This is a genomic window from Nocardioides houyundeii, from assembly GCF_002865585.1.
Taxonomy (GTDB): Bacteria; Actinomycetota; Actinomycetes; order Propionibacteriales; family Nocardioidaceae; genus Nocardioides; species Nocardioides houyundeii.
This window is the reverse complement of record NZ_CP025581.1, coordinates 746,348-762,968: the sequence shown is the minus strand read 5'-3', so window position 1 is coordinate 762,968 and position 16,621 is coordinate 746,348. Positions and strand designations below refer to the sequence as shown.

The 16,621-nt window shown below is 73.1% G+C and carries 14 protein-coding genes; 2 read left to right on the top strand and 12 right to left on the bottom strand.

From position 1 onward, the window contains the following. Positions 1-44: 44 nt before the first annotated feature. The 3 genes from C0R66_RS03710 to C0R66_RS03700 form a co-directional block, all read right to left on the bottom strand. Positions 45-803, bottom strand: a complete 759-nt coding sequence (locus tag C0R66_RS03710) for an enoyl-CoA hydratase/isomerase family protein (protein ID WP_101523569.1) — start codon at positions 801-803, stop codon at positions 45-47. Then, complete coding sequence (locus C0R66_RS03705) at positions 803-1,981, bottom strand: thiolase family protein (protein WP_101523568.1); 1,179 nt, start codon at positions 1,979-1,981, stop codon at positions 803-805. The genes C0R66_RS03710 and C0R66_RS03705 overlap by 1 nt, the downstream gene beginning before the upstream one ends. A gap of 77 nt (positions 1,982-2,058) precedes the next feature. Continuing rightward, positions 2,059-2,904 carry a 3-hydroxybutyryl-CoA dehydrogenase gene (locus C0R66_RS03700; protein WP_101523567.1) on the bottom strand — a complete coding sequence of 282 codons (846 nt, stop codon included), beginning with the start codon at positions 2,902-2,904 and terminating at the stop codon, positions 2,059-2,061. Between the two features lie 79 nt (positions 2,905-2,983). Here C0R66_RS03700 and C0R66_RS03695 point away from each other — a divergent pair, with 79 nt between their 5' ends. Continuing rightward, positions 2,984-3,658, top strand: coding sequence for a TetR family transcriptional regulator (locus C0R66_RS03695; RefSeq protein ID WP_101523566.1), 675 nt, complete (start codon positions 2,984-2,986; stop codon positions 3,656-3,658). Here the strand turns inward: C0R66_RS03695 and C0R66_RS03690 are convergent. Beyond that, a complete protein-coding gene (locus C0R66_RS03690) occupies positions 3,611-4,228 on the bottom strand; it encodes a rhomboid family intramembrane serine protease (protein WP_101523565.1) in 618 nt (205 codons plus the stop codon). The two genes, C0R66_RS03695 and C0R66_RS03690, sit on opposite strands and share 48 nt — an antisense overlap. A gap of 125 nt (positions 4,229-4,353) precedes the next feature. Here C0R66_RS03690 and icmF point away from each other — a divergent pair, with 125 nt between their 5' ends. Continuing rightward, positions 4,354-7,608 carry a fused isobutyryl-CoA mutase/GTPase IcmF gene (icmF, locus tag C0R66_RS03685; RefSeq protein WP_101523564.1) on the top strand — a complete coding sequence of 1,085 codons (3,255 nt, stop codon included), beginning with the start codon at positions 4,354-4,356 and terminating at the stop codon, positions 7,606-7,608. A 32-nt stretch (positions 7,609-7,640) separates the two neighbouring features. On the opposite strand, the gene C0R66_RS03680 is transcribed toward icmF, so the two are convergent. The 8 genes from C0R66_RS03680 to C0R66_RS03645 form a co-directional block, all read right to left on the bottom strand. Continuing rightward, on the bottom strand, positions 7,641-9,320 hold the full coding sequence (locus C0R66_RS03680) for a hypothetical protein (protein WP_101523563.1): 1,680 nt from the start codon (positions 9,318-9,320) through the stop codon (positions 7,641-7,643). Continuing rightward, the gene (locus tag C0R66_RS03675; protein ID WP_101523562.1) at positions 9,317-10,306 is read right to left on the bottom strand and encodes a hypothetical protein; all 990 of its coding nucleotides are present in this window, start codon (positions 10,304-10,306) and stop codon (positions 9,317-9,319) included. The genes C0R66_RS03680 and C0R66_RS03675 overlap by 4 nt, the downstream gene beginning before the upstream one ends. Positions 10,307-10,343: 37 nt before the next feature. After that, positions 10,344-11,342, bottom strand: a complete 999-nt coding sequence (locus tag C0R66_RS03670; protein WP_101523561.1) for a TIGR03557 family F420-dependent LLM class oxidoreductase — start codon at positions 11,340-11,342, stop codon at positions 10,344-10,346. A 31-nt stretch (positions 11,343-11,373) separates the two neighbouring features. After that, entirely contained in the window at positions 11,374-12,207 is an 834-nt protein-coding gene (locus C0R66_RS03665; protein ID WP_101523560.1) for an ABC transporter ATP-binding protein, read from the bottom strand. Beyond that, positions 12,204-13,316, bottom strand: coding sequence for a putative F420-0 ABC transporter permease subunit (locus C0R66_RS03660; protein ID WP_101523559.1), 1,113 nt, complete (start codon positions 13,314-13,316; stop codon positions 12,204-12,206). The genes C0R66_RS03665 and C0R66_RS03660 overlap by 4 nt, the downstream gene beginning before the upstream one ends. Positions 13,317-13,324: 8 nt before the next feature. After that, positions 13,325-14,404, bottom strand: coding sequence for a putative F420-0 ABC transporter substrate-binding protein (locus C0R66_RS03655; RefSeq protein WP_101523558.1), 1,080 nt, complete (start codon positions 14,402-14,404; stop codon positions 13,325-13,327). 156 nt (positions 14,405-14,560) lie between these two features. After that, positions 14,561-15,880 carry an MFS transporter gene (locus tag C0R66_RS03650; protein WP_101523557.1) on the bottom strand — a complete coding sequence of 440 codons (1,320 nt, stop codon included), beginning with the start codon at positions 15,878-15,880 and terminating at the stop codon, positions 14,561-14,563. Between the two features lie 4 nt (positions 15,881-15,884). Next, positions 15,885-16,520 carry a PaaI family thioesterase gene (locus C0R66_RS03645; RefSeq protein ID WP_101523556.1) on the bottom strand — a complete coding sequence of 212 codons (636 nt, stop codon included), beginning with the start codon at positions 16,518-16,520 and terminating at the stop codon, positions 15,885-15,887. Positions 16,521-16,621: the final 101 nt, after the last annotated feature.

Sequence of the window (16,621 nt, the reverse complement as noted above, 5' to 3'; positions counted from 1 at the left end):
CCTCGGGGTGAGATCGGTGCGGGGTTGGGATCGGCGGCTGGGGCTCAGCGTGCCACGAAGCGCGCGATCAGCTCGGTGGCCTCGGGGCCGGTGACGCTGGCGCTGATGGTGCGGGCCTCCTCGGCCCCGACCGCGGCCCGGTCCAGCTCCCAGCCGGCCCGGAGCAGCCGGCGGGCCTGGCCCAGCGCGACCGCCGGACCCGCGGCGAGGCCGGCGACGACCTCGGTGGCACGGGCCGCGGCGTCGGCCGCAACCTCGGTGACCAGGCCCCAGTCGAGGGCCACCTCGGCGGTGATCGGCCGCCCGCTGAGCGCGAAGCCCAGCGCCCGCTGCTGGCCGACGGCCCGCGGCAGCAGGTAGGAGACGCCGCAGTCGGGGGTGAGCCCGATGCCGGGGTAGGCGAAGACGAACTTGGTGCCCTCGGCCGCGACGATCACGTCGCAGCTGAGCATCAGGGCCAGCCCGGCGCCGGCGACCGCGCCCTGCACGGCTGCGACCACGGGCTTGGGCAGCGCCGCCAGCGCCTGCAGGGCGACATCGAGCTCCAGCGCGAGCTCGTGCAGGTACGCCGCCCGGTCGTCGGCCGCGACGAACGAGGCCACGTCGCCGCCGGCGCAGAACCGGGGACCGGCGCCGGTGACCAGCACCGCGCGCACGTCCTGGTCCGCCCCGGCGCGCCGGACGGCCTCGGCGAAGGCCTGCGCGGTCGGCAGGTCGAACGTGTTCGCGACCCCGGGGCGGTTCAGCCCCAGGTGCGCGACTCCCCCGTCGACCGCGTAGGTCACCAGCTCGACGTCGGCCATCAGATCCTCCGGAACAGCGCGGCCAGCGCCTGGCCGCCACCGATGCACATGGTGACGATGCCGAGCTCGAGGTCGCGGCGGACCATGTCCTTGGCGACCCGCAGCGTCAGGTTGGCGCCCGTGGCGCCCACCGGGTGGCCCAGGGCGATGGCGCCGCCGTAGGGGTTGACCTGGTCGGGGTCCAGCTTGCTGTCCCGCATCACCGCGACCGCCTGGGAGGCGAACGCCTCGTTGAGCTCGATGATGCCGATGTCGGACGGCATCGTCCCGGTCTTCTCGAACAGGGCGGCCAGCGCCAGCGTCGGGGCGTAGCCCATGAGCTCCGGCTCCATCGCCGCGGTGGTGACCGCCTCGATCGAGACCAGTCCGGTGAGCCCGCGCTCGGCCGCGGCACCCTCGCGGGCCAGCACCAGCGCGGCGGCGCCGTCGTTGATCCCCGAGGCGTTGCCGGCGGTGACCGTGCCGCCCTTGGCGAACGCCGGACGCAGCGCGGCCAGCGTCTCCAGGGTGGTCCCGGGCTTGGGGTGCTCGTCGACCTCGGCGGTGAACGGCTTGCGACCGCCGACCTCGACCGCGACGATCTCCTCGGCGAAGGCGGCCTTCGCCTCGGGGGTGGCGGCGCGGCGCTGGGACTCCACGGCGAACTCGTCCTGCTGCTCGCGCGAGACGCCGTACTTGGTGGCCACGTTCTCCGCGGTCACGCCCATGTGGATCCCGCCGAAGGGGTCGGTCAGCATCGTCACGGTGCCGTCGACCAGCTCGCGGTTGCCGAGCTTGTAGCCGTTGCGGGCCCCGAAGTCGTAGAACGGCATCCGGGTCATCGACTCGTCGCCGCCGGCGAGGGTGAAGTCGAGGTCGTTCCAGCGCATCTCCATCGCCGCCGACCAGACCGCCTGCAGGCCGGAGCCGCAGAGCCGGTTGACCGTGTAGGCGGGCACGTTCTTCGGCAGCCCCGCTGCCATCGCGACCCGGCGGGCGTTGTAGGCGTCCGGCCCGACCTGGCCGATGCAGCCCATCACCACCTCCTCGATGTCGGCGCCGTCCACGCCGGCGCGCGAGAGGGCCTCGCGGGCGGCGGTGGCACCGAGCTCGAAGCCCGGCACGTCCTTGAGCATCCCGCCGAAGCTGCCGATGGGGGTGCGGGCGCCGTCGAGCACCAGGATCTTGTCGTTGTTCATCTTCGGCCCTTTCAGGCGTAGGTCGGCGTCGCGCCGGACGTGAGGGCCAGGCGACGAACGGGTCAGGCGTAAACGGGTCAGGCGTAGGTGTAGAAACCGCGACCGGTCTTGCGCCCGAGCAGGCCGGCGTCGACCATTCTGGCCAACAGCGGCGGAGCGGCGTACAGCGGCTCCTTGAACTCCTCGTAAAGCGACTCCGCGACCGCCTTGGTGGTGTCGAGTCCGATCAGGTCGGCCAGGGCCAGTGGGCCCTGCGGGTGGGCCGCCCCCAGCACCAGGCCGCGGTCGATGTCCTCGGCAGTGGCGAAGCCGGACTCCAGCATCCGGATGGCGGAGAGCACGAACGGGATCAGCAGCGCGTTGACCACGAAGCCGGCACGGTCCTGGCAGTCGATGGCCTGCTTGCCGAGCTGGCCCTCCACGAACGCCCGGGCCCGGGCGGTGGTGTCGTCGGCGGTGAGCAGGCTCGGCACCAGCTCGACCAGCTGGAGGACCGGGACGGGGTTGAAGAAGTGGACGCCGATGACGTTCTCGGGACGGGAGGTGACCACGCCCAGCTTCATGATCGGGATCGAGGAGGTGTTGGAGGCCAGGATCGCCTCGGGGCGGGTGACGATCTGGTCCAGGGACCGGAACAGGCCGGTCTTGGCGTCCTCGTCCTCCACGATCGCCTCGATCACGATGTCGCGGTCGGCGAGCTCACCGAGGTCGGTGACGACCCGGATCCGCTCCAGCACGGCGGCCGCGGAGTCGATCTTGCCCTTGGCCTCGGCCCGGGTCAGCGACTTCTCCAGGCGGCTGCGTCCGGCGTCGGCAGCGCCCTGGCTCGACTCGGCGACCACCACGTCCAGTCCGGCGCGCGCGGAGACCTCCGCGATGCCCGCACCCATCAGTCCACACCCGACAACTCCGACGTTCTGCATGTTTGCTCTCTTCTCTGGGACTCAGTACCGTTGCAAACGGTACTTAGTACCGTCGAGTAGCAGAACTCCTGGGGGTCGCATGACGGCACGCGAACGCATCTCGGAGGCCGCCCTCTCCCTGTTCGAGGAGCGCGGCTTCGACCAGACCACCATCGAGGACGTGGTCGAGCGCGCGGGCGTGGGCCGCACCACCTTCTTCCGGCACTTCCGGTCCAAGGAGGAGGCGGTCCTCCCCGACCAGGCCACGCTGCTGGACCAGGTCACCGAGCGCCTCACCCGGCCGGAGCCCGAGCCGCTCGACGTCCGGGTCACCGAGGCCGCCCGGATCGTGCTGGACCACTACCTCACCGAGGGCGAGCTGGCCCGCGCCCGCTACCGCCTCGTCTCGGCGGTGCCGGCGGTGCGCGCCCGGGAGTACGCCGGCCAGCGGGCCTACCAGCGCGCCTTCCGGGCCGCGATCCACGCCGGGCTGCCCGACGTGCCGGACCGCGACCTGGAGGCCGAGCTGGTGGGGGCGGCCGTGGTGACCGCGCACAACCACGTGCTGCGCTGCTGGCTGCGGGGCGAGGGCACCGACCCGGTGCGGGACTTCGACCGCGCGCTGCGCCGGGCCACCGAGCCGCTGCGGCGCACCGGCACCGACGGGGCTCCGGACGCCCTCGCCGTCGACGCGGCGCGGTCCGCCCTGCCTGCGCTGGAGCGGCTGCTACCCGCGGTACGGCGACTGGCCGACGCCGATCCGTCCCAGTCGTGACGGCCTGAGCCACCACGCCGCGAGCAGACCGCCGAGGGCGCCGAAGAGGTGCCCCTGCCAGGAGACGCCCGGCTGGCCGGGCAGCACGCCCCACAGCAGGCTGCCGTAGACGAGGAAGAGGAGCACGCCGAGCGCGATCTGACCGGGACGGCGGGTGAAGATCCCGCGCACCAGCAGGAAGGCCAGCCACCCGAAGACGAGCAGGGAGGCCCCGAGGTGGACCGTCCCGGCTCCACCGAGGAGCCAGGTCCCCAGCCCACCGATGATCCACACCGTCGCGGTGACCGCGAGCCACTGGCCCACGCCGGAGAGCAGGATCAGGAAGCCGAGGACCAGCAGCGGCACGGTGTTGGCGGCCAGGTGGTCGAAGCCGACGTGCAGCAGGGGCGCGAACAGCACGCCGCTGAGCCCGTCGGGGCTGCCCGGGCGGATCCCCTCGCGGTCCAGCCGGTTGTTCAGGCCGGTGTCGAGCAGCTCGATCAGCCACAGCAGCGCCACGAAGCCGGCGCTGACCAGCGCCGCCTCGCGCCACGGGCGACGCGGGCGCGGGTCGTAGGGACGCGTCACCATCCCCCCAAACTACGACAGCGGCGAAGCCGACTGGACCGGCGCTCCGGGTGCCCCCTTCCGGGATTTAGTAGGACGTCCTACTATAAAACTCCTAGGACGTCCTACTACTTATCGAAGGCTGCCTCATGAGCGAGCTCCACGTGCCCCGCAACCCGGTTCGCCTGGTGACCGCCTCAGCGCTGTTCGACGGCCACGACGCCTCCATCAACATCATGCGGCGGATCTTCCAGAGCCAGGGCTGCGAGGTCATCCACCTCGGTCACAACCGCTCGGTGGCCGAGGTCGTGGCCGCCGCGCTCGAGGAGGACGTGCAGGGCGTGGCCGTCTCCTCCTACCAGGGCGGGCACGTGGAGTACTTCGAGTACCTCACCGAGTCGCTGCGCGCCGCGGGGGCGGACCACGTCAAGGTCGTCGGGGGCGGTGGCGGGGTGATCGTGCCGCAGGAGATCGAGCGGCTGCGCGCGGCCGGCGTGCGGATCTTCTCCCCCGAGGACGGCCAGCGCATGGGTCTGGTGGGGATGGTCAACTCGGTGGTCGCCGACTGCGACTTCGACCCCTGGACCCAGCGCCAGGCAGACGTCGAGGCGGTGCTGGCCGGCGACCGCCCGGCGATCGCCCGCGCCCTGACCGGTGCGGAGACCGGCCAGCTGGACGAGCAGACGCTGACCCGGATCCGGACGGCCGCCGCGGCCACCGGCACCCCGGTGCTGGGCATCACCGGCACCGGCGGCTCCGGCAAGTCCAGCCTCACCGACGAGCTGGTCCGGCGCTTCCGGATCGACCAGCAGGACAAGCTGCGGATCGCGGTGGTCGCGGTCGACCCCACCCGCCGCAAGGGCGGGGGCGCGCTGCTGGGCGACCGGATCCGGGCCAACGCCCTGGACGGCGAGCGCACCTTCTTCCGCAGCCTCGCCACCCGGGGCGCCCACGAGGTGCCCGAGCACCTGGCCGACGTGATCGACGTGATGAAGGCGGCCGGCTTCGACCTGGTCGTGGTGGAGACCCCCGGCATCGGCCAGGGCGACGCCGCGATCGTGCCCTTCGTGGACCGCTCGCTGTACGTGATGACGCCCGAGTTCGGCGCCGCGTCCCAGCTGGAGAAGATCGACATGCTCGACTTCGCCGACACCGTGGCGATCAACAAGTTCGAGCGCCGCGGCGCCAAGGACGCGCTGCGCGACGTCGGCCGCCAGCTGGTGCGCAACCGCGAGGCCTTCTCCCAGACTGCCGACGAGATGCCGGTCTTCGGCACCAGCGCCGCCACCTTCAACGACGACGGCGTGACCGCGCTCTACCAGCACCTGCGCGACCAGCTGGCCGAGGCCGGGCTGGCCGTCACCGAGGGCCTGCTCCCCCGCGTCGAGGTGCGTCACTCCTCGACGATCCGCCAGGTGGTGCCCGGCGAGCGGGTCCGCTACCTGGCCGAGATCGCCGAGACCGTCCGCGACTACCACCGCCGCACCGAGGAGTACGCCGCGGCGGCCAGCCGGGTGCAGCGGCTCGAGCTGGTGAAGGGCGAGCTGGTGGAGGCTGGTTTCGAGACAGGACTTCGTCCTTCCTCAACCAGCGCGTCAGGCGTCGACCAGCTCCTGGCACAGGCGCGCAAGGACCTCCCCCACGAGGTGGCCGACCAGGTCGCGGCGTGGCCGGCTGTCGTGGCGTCGTACTCCGGCACTGAGCAGGTGGTGACGGTGCGCGGCAAGGAGCAGCGCACCGCGCTGACCCGCGAGTCACTCTCGGGCAACCCGATCCCCCGTGTCTCCCTGCCGCGCTTCACCGACCACGGCGAGCTGGTGCGCTTCTGGCGCCGGGAGAACCTGCCCGGCTTCTTCCCGTTCACCGCCGGCGTCTTCCCGTTCAAGCGGGACGGTGAGGACCCGGCCCGGATGTTCGCCGGCGAGGGCGACCCGGCGCGCACCAACCGCCGGTTCAAGATCCTCTCCGCCGACGGCGAGGCCACCCGGCTCTCCACCGCGTTCGACTCGGTCACCCTCTACGGCCGCGACCCCGACCCCCGTCCCGACGTCTACGGCAAGGTGGGCACCTCGGGCGTCTCGGTGGCCACGGTCGAGGACATGGCGGCGCTCTTCGACGGCTTCGACCTGGTCGCGCCCTCGACCAGCGTCTCGATGACGATCAACGGCCCGGCACCGACCGTGCTGGCCTTCTTCCTCAACACCGTCATCGACCAGCAGGTGGCGCGGTTCCGCGAGACCGAGGGTCGCGACCCCGACGAGGCCGAGCGCGCCGAGCTGTCGGCGTACGCCTTGGGAGGAGTGCGCGGCACCGTGCAGGCCGACATCCTCAAGGAGGACCAGGGCCAGAACACCTGCCTGTTCTCCACCGAGTTCAGCCTGCGGATGATGGCCGACATCCAGGAGTGGTTCATCGCGCGGAAGGTGCGCAACTTCTACTCCGTCTCCATCTCCGGCTACCACATCGCCGAGGCCGGGGCGAACCCCATCAGCCAGCTCGCGTTCACTCTGGCCAACGGCTTCACCTACGTCGAGGCCTACCTGGCGCGCGGCATGGACATCGACGACTTCGCCCCCAACCTGTCGTTCTTCTTCTCCAACGGCATGGACCCGGAGTACTCCGTGCTGGGCCGGGTGGCGCGCCGCATCTGGGCGATCACGATGAAGGAGAAGTACGGCGCGGCGGAGCGCTCGCAGAAGCTGAAGTACCACGTGCAGACCTCCGGTCGCTCCCTGCACGCCCAGGAGATGGACTTCAACGACATCCGCACCACCCTGCAGGCGCTGATCGCGATCTACGACAACGCCAACAGCCTGCACACCAACGCCTACGACGAGGCCGTCACCACCCCCACCGAGGAGTCGGTACGCCGGGCGCTGGCGATCCAGCTGATCATCAACCGCGAGTGGGGCCTGGCGATGAACGAGAACCCGCTGCAGGGCTCCTTCGTCATCGACGAGCTCACCGACCTGGTCGAGGCCGCGGTGCTGGCGGAGTTCGACTCCCTCAACGAGCGCGGCGGCGTGCTGGGCGCGATGGAGACCGGCTACCAGCGGGGGCGGATCCAGGACGAGTCGATGCGCTACGAGCACCGCAAGCACGACGGCTCGCTGCCCATCATCGGGGTCAACACCTTCGTCAAGCCCGACTCCGACGCCTCCCCCGCCGACGTCGAGCTGGCGCGCGCGACCGAGTCCGAGAAGGAGTCACAGCTGAGCCGGGTCCGGGAGTTCCACGCCGCCCACGGCGCGGAGGCCCAGCACGCGCTGGCCCGGCTGAAGGAGGCGGCCATCTCGGGCGACAACGTCTTCGCGGTGCTGATGGACGCCGCGCGGGTCTGCTCGCTGCAGCAGGTCACCGAAGCGTTCTTCGAGGTGGGCGGGCAGTACCGGCGCAACGTCTGAGCAGTCCCCCGGCGTCGGGGACGGAGCGCGCCTCAGTCCGGGGTGCCCCGCACGAAGGCCGCCCCGATGCCCTCGTCGGTCCGGGCGTAGTCCTGCGCGGCGGAGCCCAGCAGGTCGGCGGCCGCACCCACCGCGGCGGCCCCGGTCCGCAGGCTGTCCGCCGCGGCCCCGACCAGCGTGCGGACGCTGGCGGCGAGCACCGCTGCCTGCGGCACCTCGCCCAGCAGGTGGCCGGGGACGGTGACGGCGTCCAGGTCGGCGCCGGCGGCCTTGAGGTCGCTGGTCGGGCCGGAGAGCTCGCCGGCCGCCTGCTGCAGCGTCCCGGGCTCCACGTCGTAGTCCTCGCCGAGGCCGAGCTCGGAGAGCGGGGTGCGGGTCATGAACGGGTTGCCCCACAGGTCCTGGTAGTCGTCGCGGCCCCACCACCACCCGGCCGTCCTGGACAACGGGCTGTCGAACTCCCCGGCGCCGGACTCGTAGGTCACCACCAGCTCGCCGTCGACCTCCACCACGCCCTGGGACATGCTCGGCAGCTCGTAGGGCTCGCTGCGGTTGCCGTCGTGGTCCTGGACGACGAGCTGGCTGTGGTCCTGGTGCCGGCCCGCGGAGGAGCTGAAGACGAGCTCGTCCTCGCGCACCAGGACACCCTGGGTCTTGGGCGGGGTGTCGATGGTCTCGACCTTGACCCACTCGCCCCCGGACCGCTCGTAGACGTAGAGCTTGTTGTCCTCGTGGTCACCGAGGTAGAGCTTGCCGTCCTTGATCGCGGAGTAGGAACCGCCGTCCATCCCGGACTGCGGGGCCCTCTCCTGGGGCACGGTCTGCCCCGGTCCCGTCTTGCGGATGGCGTCGAGGGAGTAGGTGAACACCTTGCCGTTGTCGGTGACGTAGACCTTGTCCCCGTCGACCGTCACCCCGCCCGCATGCTTGGGGTGGTCGGTGCTGACGCGGTTGCCGTTGGCGTCGACGTAGGAGTCGCCCAGCTTGACCTCGCCGACCTCGCGGCCGGTCACCTCGTCGACGAGCGCCAGGTACGAGTCCTTGCCGTGGCCCTCGTCGTCCTTGGTGTAGTAGCCCTGCAGCAGGGTGCCGCTGGTGGGGTCGTAGCCGAGCCCCTGGGGGATCCAGCCGCGGTCTCCGCCGTTGGCGGCGGTGTTGGGGATGCGCGGCCCGAGCTCGCTGTCGTTGCCCGCCAGCCACTTCTCGTTCTTGGCCAGCCCCTCCTCCACCCACTTCCGGGTCTCCTCGTCGAGCTGGTCCAGGCTGGGATCGTCGCCGGTCAGCACGGCGCGGATGGCGCTGAGCTGCTGGTTGTACGTCGACCCGACCGTGAGCAGGCAGCCGTTGACCACCCGTGCGAAGAGCTCCTCGATCACCGCGGGCATTCCGTCGGGGCGGTTGCGCCAGAAGGCGATGTAGTGGTCCGCGTGCGACTCGACCGTCTCGTAGGCGCCGGCGGCCGCCTCCAGGGCGTACCGGGCCAGCACCACGCCCGAGCGGCTGGTCGCCAGCCCCTGGCGCAGGGCTCCCATGCGTCCGGCGAAGGCGGTCGCCGCGGCGCCCGACCACACCGGCACCTGCTGGGCGTGCGCCAGGTCCTCACGCACCCCGGCGAGGTCGTGAATGACGCCCTCGAGCGTCTGCACCCTGGTCCGGATGGCCGCCGCGTCGGCCGACACCAGCCGGCGGTACTCGATCTCCGGATTCGTCACCCGTCGCCCCCCTGCAGGTAGATGCCCTGGATCTCCGACCCCGCCGGGAACAGCACGAGCTGGCCGGTGGACTCCGGGTAGGTGGTGCACTCGCCCGAGGGCACGACGCACGACAGCAGGCTCACCGCGTCACCGGGACGGGTCCTGTTGGTGCGTCCCGGCCCCCGGGCGACGGTGCCGACCACGGTCTCCTCGTCGGCCCACCAGGAGAGGGCCGAGCGCGGCTCCTCGAGCACCAGGTCGACCTCCTCCCCGTCGCGGCCCACGACCCGGTCGGGACCCGTGTCCCGCTGCTCGATCCGCCAGCGCCCGCCGGGGCTGTGCAGCGGGTCGGCGTCCCAGCCGGGAGGCTCGTCGTCCTCCCCCGCGGGCCTGCCCTCCCCGGTCGCCAGGTCGTAGACGTAGCTGCCCTCGAGCGCCGAGACGTAGACGGCGTCGTCGCTGACGCCCCGCACGTGCACCTCGGCCTCCGAGAGGTTCCACTCGGGGTCGTCGTGGTCGTTGCCCATCCCGTCCTCGGAGGTGAACGCCTCACCGGTGGCCAGGTCGAAGAAGCGCAGCACCGCACTGCCCTCGTCGTGGTCGGCGTCCAGCAGCACCAGCGTCGTGCCGTCCGGGGAGGCCGCGATCTCCCGGTCGTAGGCGCTCAGGCCGGTGTCGACCGGCTCCCGCCCGGGGGCCGCGAAGTACAGCGGCCCGCCGGCGAAGGAGGAACCGTCCTCCTCGCCCTGGGCCAGGGGCTCGTAGAAGACCCCGTCGCCGGCGACCAGGAAGGCCCGGACCGGGTCCGCGGTGTGGATCTCGGTCCCGTCCGCCAGGTGCACCGTGGAACCGGTCGCCCAGGCCAGCCCGCGCACCTCGACCGGGTCCGTGCTGGTGCGCCACACCGCGTCCTCGGCCACCGCGCCGGCGCCGGCGTCGTCGCCGCACCCGGACAGCAGCGTCGCGACGAGCGCGCTCGCCGCGACCACTCCCCTGACCCCCATGGCCGGACTATGCCACCGGCGGGGGGCGGGCAAACCTCTAGGAGTCCAGCGCGGGGATCACGTCGCGCCCGAACGTCTGCAGGAAGGCCGCCTGGTCGGGCCCCACGTTGTGCAGGAACACCCGGTCGTAGCCGAGGTCCAGGTAGGTCCGGATCTCGGCCAGGTGCACGGCCGGGTCGGCGCTCGCCGGGATCCGGCCCTCGAAGTCCTCGGCCCGCACCAGCCGGGCGATCTGCTCCACCGCGTGCGGGGAGCGCAGGTCGCCGCGCGCGAACCGCATCGCGGCCATCGGGTAGCGCTCCACGACGTGCCGGACCGCCGCCTCGGTGCTGCTCGCCCAGCTCACGTTGAGGTGCAGCCAGGCGGGCATCGCGGCGGGGTCCTTGCCGGACTCCCGCGCCCCCTCCCGGAACCGCTCCAGGAGCAGCGCCGCCTGCTGCGGCTGCACGGCGAAGGCCAGCAGCCCGTCGGCGCTGCGGCCCGCGCGGCGCGCGGTGTGCGGGCCGCTGGTGGCGACCAGCACCGCGGGTGGCTGCTGCGGCATCGTCCACAGCCGGGAGCTCTCCATCCGGAAGTGCGAGCCGTCGTACCGCACCTCGCGGCCCGCGCCTGACCCGGCGAAGAGCCGCTTCACCAGCTCCACGGCCTCGAACAGCCGCTCGATGCGCTGCGGCGGCTCCGGCCAGTAGTCGCCGACCACGTGCTCGTGCAGCGCCTCGCCGACGCCCATCGAGATCCAGTGCCGCCCCGGGTGCAGCGCCCCCAGGGTCGCCGCGGCCTGCGCCAGCGCAGCGGGGTGCATCCGTCCCCCGGCCACCGCCATCCCGACCCCGAAGTCGCCCGTGGTGTGCTCGGCCAGGGCGCCGAGCAGGGTCCAGACGTGGGGCGCCTGGCCCAGGCTGGGGAGCCAGGGCTGGAAGGTGTCGGCGGCCATGGTGCCGACGAAGCCGGCGTGCTGGGCCATGACGCTGAGGTCGACGGCCTCGCGCGGTGTGACCGCGTCCAGCGGTACGACGTACCCGACCCGTCCCTGCACGTCGCCTCCTGGCTCGTCGTCGGCGGCCAGTCTAGGTTCGGGAGAACGCGATCAGCGGCCGGCCCGTCCTCGGGTGGGCCACCACGTCGGCGGCCACGCCGTAGGTCTCCTCGATCAGGGCGGGGACCAGGACCTCGCCCACCTCCCCCACAGCGCGCACCCGGCCACCGGCGAGCACCACCACGTGGTCGCAGTGGGCCGCGGCGAGGTTGAGGTCGTGCAGGGCGGCGAGCACGGTGATCCCGGTCCCCGCGATCTCCCGCAGCAGCGCCAGGGTGTCCAGCTGGGCCCGGATGTCGAGGTGGTTGGTGGGCTCGTCGAGCAGCAGCAGCCGCGGCTGCTGGGCCAGCGCCCGGGCCAGCTGCACCCGCTGCTGCTCGCCACCCGAGAGCGTGGCCAGGGAACGGTCCGCCATCCCCTGCAGCCCGGCGCGCGCCAGGGCCGCGTCGACCTCCCCGGACTCCGTCGGGGCCACGGCCCAGGACGACTCGTGCGGGATCCGGCCCAGGGCCACCACCTGGCGCACGGTGAGGGCGAACTCCGCCCGGGCGTCCTGCTCGACGACCGCGACCTGTCGGGCCCGGTCCCGACGGCGCAGGGCGAGCAGGTCGACGCCGTCCAGCACGACGCTCGCCTGGCCGCGCCCGGCCCGTCGCCGGGCGGGCGCGGCGTCGGGGAGCCGGTCCGCAGACGCGGTGCCGGCGATCAGCCGGAGCAGGCTCGACTTCCCGGCCCCGTTGGGACCGACCAGGGCGACGACGCCGCCGCTGGGAACCTGGAACGAGGCGTCCTCGACCAGGACCGCGCCTCCCGCCACGCGGGACAGGCCGCGCACCCGCAGCGTGCCGGAGTCCTCAGGAGTCATGCCCGCCCCCGGTGGCCGATCAGGACCAGCACGAAGACCGGCGCCCCGATCAGCACCGTGATGATGCCGACGGGGACCTCGCGCGGGTCGAACAGGGTGCGCGCGACCGTGTCGACCCAGATCATGAAGATGGCGCCCAGCAGCACGGTCAGCGGCAGCAGCCGCCGGTGCCGGGAGCCGACCACCAGCCGTACGGCGTTCGGCAGCACCAGGCCGACGAAGCCGATGGCCCCGCTCACCGAGACCATCGCCCCGGTGACCAGCGCGGAGCCGCCGAGCAGCAGCCACCGGGTCCGGCCGACGTCCACCCCGAGCGAGGCGGCGGCGGAGTCGCCGAACGCGAAGGCGTCCAGCACCCGGCCGTGCACCAGCACCGGGATCCCGACCGCCAGCAGCACCCCCCAGGTGATCGCCACGGCCGGCCAGTCGGCACCGGCCAGCGACCCCAGCATCCAGCTGAGCACCTGGCGGAAGGAGTCCCCACGGGCGTTCCAGAAGATCAGCATCGAGGTGACGGCTGCCGCGAAGGAGGAGACCGCCAGCCCGGCGAGGACCGTCCGGCTCGGGGTGATCTCGCCGAGCGAGCGGGCCAGGCCCAGCGTCGCGGCCAGGGCGATCAGCGCACCGCAGAACGCGGCCACCGGCAGCATCACCGACATGCCGAGCAGCAGCACCAGGACGGCGCCGGTGGAGGCCCCGGAGGAGAGCCCGAGCAGGTAGGGGTCGGCCAGCGGGTTCCGGGTCAGCGCCTGCATCACCGCCCCGCTCAGCGCCAGGCCGGCGCCCACCGCGGCCGCGGTCAGCACGCGCGGCAGCCGCAGCTCCCACACGATCCCGGCGCGCAGAGCGGTCACTCCGCTCTCGCCCAGGCCCAGCCGTTCCCCGACGGCGCCCCAGACCTCGCGCAGCGTCAGGTCCGCGGGGCCGATGGTGACGGCCAGGCCGATGGAGAGCACCAGCACGAGCACCAGGGCCAGCAGCAGGACCGGGAGGCCGAGCTGCCCCGGGTGGGGACGCCGCCGTGGTGGCCGCGGGGTCCGTGGCTCCGTCCGGGCCGGCGCCTCGGGCACGGGTCCGGTCCGGGTGGTCGGGGCCGGCACCGGAGTCATCGCCGGGCTCACCGCTGGGTCGGCTCGAGCAGGCCCAGCTCGCCCAGCTGGCCGGACAGGTCGATGGCGGCCGGCACGGAGCGGACCCCGGCCTCCGCGGCGGGGAACGGCACCACCAGGTAGCGCTGCCGGCGCACCGCGGACAGCTCGGCGGTGGCGGGGCTGGACTCCAGCTGGTCGATCTTGTCCCTGGCCGAGTTCCAGGTGGCGTCCACGAGCACGATCACGTCGGGGTCGGCGTCGACGATCGCCTCCCAGCCCAGGGAGGTCCAGGTCTGGTCCACGTCGCCCACGACGTTGTCCAGGCCGAGGACGTCCAGGACCATCTGGGGAGCGCCGATCCCGCCGCCGACGTACGGCGTGTCCTCGCCCGAGGACCACCACAGCGCCGTGGTGCCGGGCCTCGCGCGGGAGACCTCGGCCAGCAGGGACCGCTGCTCGCGCACCAGCTCGGCGGCCGGCTCGGGTGCGCCGAGGATCCGGCCCACCTCCTGGAACTGGTCGAACAGCAGGTCGAAGGTCATCCGGTCCGGCTGGTCCTGGGGCGCCTGGCACGCGGCCGGGGAGACGTAGGTGTGGACGCCTAGGCGGGCCAGCTGGTCCCGCTCGCCCGCCGTGTCGGCGGCCAGGTTGCTCTCCCAGCCAGCCAGCACCAGGTCGGGCTCGTGCTCGAGGACCACCTCCTGGCTGGGCGCCTCGTCGGAGATCGTGGGGATGCCCGCGGCCTCCTCGGCCCACTGCTCGGGCACCGGTCCGTCCCCGAAGGCCTGGCCCACGATCCGCTCCCCCAGGCCGAGGGCCAGCAGCAGCTCGGTGGAGGTGGACTTGATGGTGACCACGCGCTGCGGGGGCTCGTCGAAGGTGACCTCGGTGCCGCAGTTGCGCACCGTGACCGGGTAGCCCGCCACGGCGCTCGCCGAGCCCTCCTCGGGCTTGCCCGCCGCGTCGTCGGAGCCACCGCCACAGCCGGCCAGGACGAGCGCCAGCCCGAGGGCGGCGAGGGCGGCCAGGGCGGTCGAGGTACGACGGCGCGGGCACAGGACATGGGACGGGGCTGACGACGAGAATTGCGACGGTGCTTGCGACATTGGGGACCTCCGGATTTGGGCGTGCGGGACAGCCGCCGGCAATCGCCGCGGACGATCCGTCGTCCCAATCCGGGTCCGACTCTCCCGGCCAGGTCGCGGTCGGGGATCACCGCACACGATAGACCCTGCGCATGGATCCGGCGGGCCGGGTCGGCGTCAGCGCCCGGGACCGCGCCGGTGCGCCCGTACGTCGGGCTGGAGCCCCGCCGCGGCGAGCAGGGGCAGCGCCGCCAGCACGAGCAGGCTGACGGCGTAGCCGACCACGCCGTTGAGCCCGCCGACGACGGCGGAGCCCACGCTGCCTCCGGTGAGGAAGAGCAGCATCGCCACCCCCAGGGCCACCCCCCGCACGTCCGCGTCCGCGGAGTCCCCGACCGCACGCAGCAGGGCCGGCTGGCCCAGCGAGAAGCACGCGGTGTTCAACATGATCGACAGGGTGAGCAGCGGGGGCCAGAGCTGCCACACCCCGACCGCTGCGAGGACCAGGCTCAACGAGCCCCCGACGCTGGCGACGGCGAGCGACGCAGACGCACCCAGGCGCTCGATCAGCCGGCCGGAGAGTCGGGGCGTGAAGAAGCCGGTGAGCGCGCCGGGCACGAGCAGCAGGCCCACCTGCCACGGCTCCCAGCCCTCCAGCACGAGCACGGCCGGAGCAGCGACCAGCAGCGCGAACCAGCCCGCCGGCAGGGCCGCGGCCGCCACCGCGCTGCGTACCAGCGTCGCGTTGCGCACCACGACCAGGGGCAGGAAGCCACCCGGCTCGCGCCTGACCCACAGCACCACCGCCGGCACCCCCGTCGCCAGCAGCGCGCAGCCCGCGACGGCGAAGACGACGTCGGTGGACGGCGACTGGACCAGCAGCACCAGCCCGGCGGCCGCGAGGGCCACGAGGCAGGCGCCCACCACGTCGAGCCGGCCCCTGACTCCCTCGGAGTCCAGCGCGTGCCAGATCCATGGCAGCACCAGCAGGCCCAGCATGGGGACGGCCATCACCCCGCGCCAGCCCAGCGTCGCCTCCACGAGTCCGCCCCCCAGCGGCCCGAGCCCGCCGACGACCGCCGCCATGCCCGCCAGTCGTCCGAGGGCGAGGCTGCGGACCGGGCCGTCGTACCGGGCCGTCAGCACCACGACACCGAGCGTGGGCACCGCGGCTGCTCCCGCACCCTGCACCAGTCGGCCCACCAGGTGGAGCTCGTAGCCCGGCGCCAGCGCGGCCAGCATCGCCCCCGCGGTCATCATGCCCACCCCGGCCGCCAGCGGGACCCGCACGCCGACCAGGTCGGAGATCCGGCCGTACAGCGCCGTGGTCACCCCCAGCATCAGGACGTAGAGGCTGATGGTCCACACCGCCGTCGAGACCTCGATGCCGAGGTCCTGGGCCATCGGGGCGAGCGCGATGGCCGCGGAGGACGAGCCCATGCTGGCGATGCCGAAGAGGACACCGACCAGGGTGGCGACGCGCCTGGAGTCGTCCACCCGGTCAGCGCCCCGTCGGGGCGGGGGTCGGGGCGGGGAAGGCGACGAACAGGCCGCTCGCCGTCACGCAGGGCTCGCCGTCGAGGGTGATCTCGCCCGAGGTGAGGATCTTGCGTCCCTCCAGGCGCTCCTGCCGTGCGGTCACCTGCAGGTCGGCGAAGAGCGGGGTGGGTCGCAGGTAGCGCAGCTCGAGCCCTCCGGTCATCCCGATGGTTCCGGCCCACGAGTTGGCCAGTGCCAGCACGTGGTCCAGCACCATGGCGAGCACCCCGCCGTGCACCAGCCCCGGCGGACCCTGGTGGGGCAGGCCGAACCGCACGCTGCCCGCCACCGAGCCGTCACTGCGTCCCACGACCTCCACCGGTGGGGCAAAGGGGTTGTGGGCGCCGGACACCGGGTCGTGTCGGCTGTACCTCTCGCGGCGCTCCAGCCCGTCCACGACCGCCTGGGCGCTGGGTGAGGACAGCTCCAGCCGGTCGGCCAGCTGCTCCAGCGTCGCGGCCGCGGACGCCAGCTCGGACCCCGAGGAGAAGGTGTGCCGGACCAGCGTCTCCACGACCCGGCGGGCTGCGGCGACCGCCCGCTGGGACGCGGGGTCGCTGGGGCACGGAGCGATCACCTCTGACTGCCGCAGGCTCATTCCGGCACGGTATCCCACCAAACAGTCGGTTGACTCACCTCGCGGCGCCCGGGATTCCCCTGGTTCCGCCAGGCAACCCTGGTAATCATCCTCATGGACGT

Excerpts from the sequence above, each read along its gene's own strand:
- C0R66_RS03710 (WP_101523569.1), bottom strand. The coding sequence starts at position 803 with ATGGCCGACGTCGAGCTGGTGACCTACGCGGTCGACGGGGGAGTCGCG.
- C0R66_RS03705 (WP_101523568.1), bottom strand. The coding sequence starts at position 1,981 with ATGAACAACGACAAGATCCTGGTGCTCGACGGCGCCCGCACCCCCATC.
- C0R66_RS03700 (WP_101523567.1), bottom strand. The coding sequence starts at position 2,904 with ATGCAGAACGTCGGAGTTGTCGGGTGTGGACTGATGGGTGCGGGCATC.
- C0R66_RS03695 (WP_101523566.1), top strand. The coding sequence starts at position 2,984 with ATGACGGCACGCGAACGCATCTCGGAGGCCGCCCTCTCCCTGTTCGAG.
- C0R66_RS03690 (WP_101523565.1), bottom strand. The coding sequence starts at position 4,228 with ATGGTGACGCGTCCCTACGACCCGCGCCCGCGTCGCCCGTGGCGCGAG.
- icmF (WP_101523564.1), top strand. The coding sequence starts at position 4,354 with ATGAGCGAGCTCCACGTGCCCCGCAACCCGGTTCGCCTGGTGACCGCC.
- C0R66_RS03675 (WP_101523562.1), bottom strand. The coding sequence starts at position 10,306 with ATGGGGGTCAGGGGAGTGGTCGCGGCGAGCGCGCTCGTCGCGACGCTG.
- C0R66_RS03665 (WP_101523560.1), bottom strand. The coding sequence starts at position 12,207 with ATGACTCCTGAGGACTCCGGCACGCTGCGGGTGCGCGGCCTGTCCCGC.
- C0R66_RS03660 (WP_101523559.1), bottom strand. The coding sequence starts at position 13,316 with ATGACTCCGGTGCCGGCCCCGACCACCCGGACCGGACCCGTGCCCGAG.
- C0R66_RS03655 (WP_101523558.1), bottom strand. The coding sequence starts at position 14,404 with ATGTCGCAAGCACCGTCGCAATTCTCGTCGTCAGCCCCGTCCCATGTC.
- C0R66_RS03645 (WP_101523556.1), bottom strand. The coding sequence starts at position 16,520 with ATGAGCCTGCGGCAGTCAGAGGTGATCGCTCCGTGCCCCAGCGACCCC.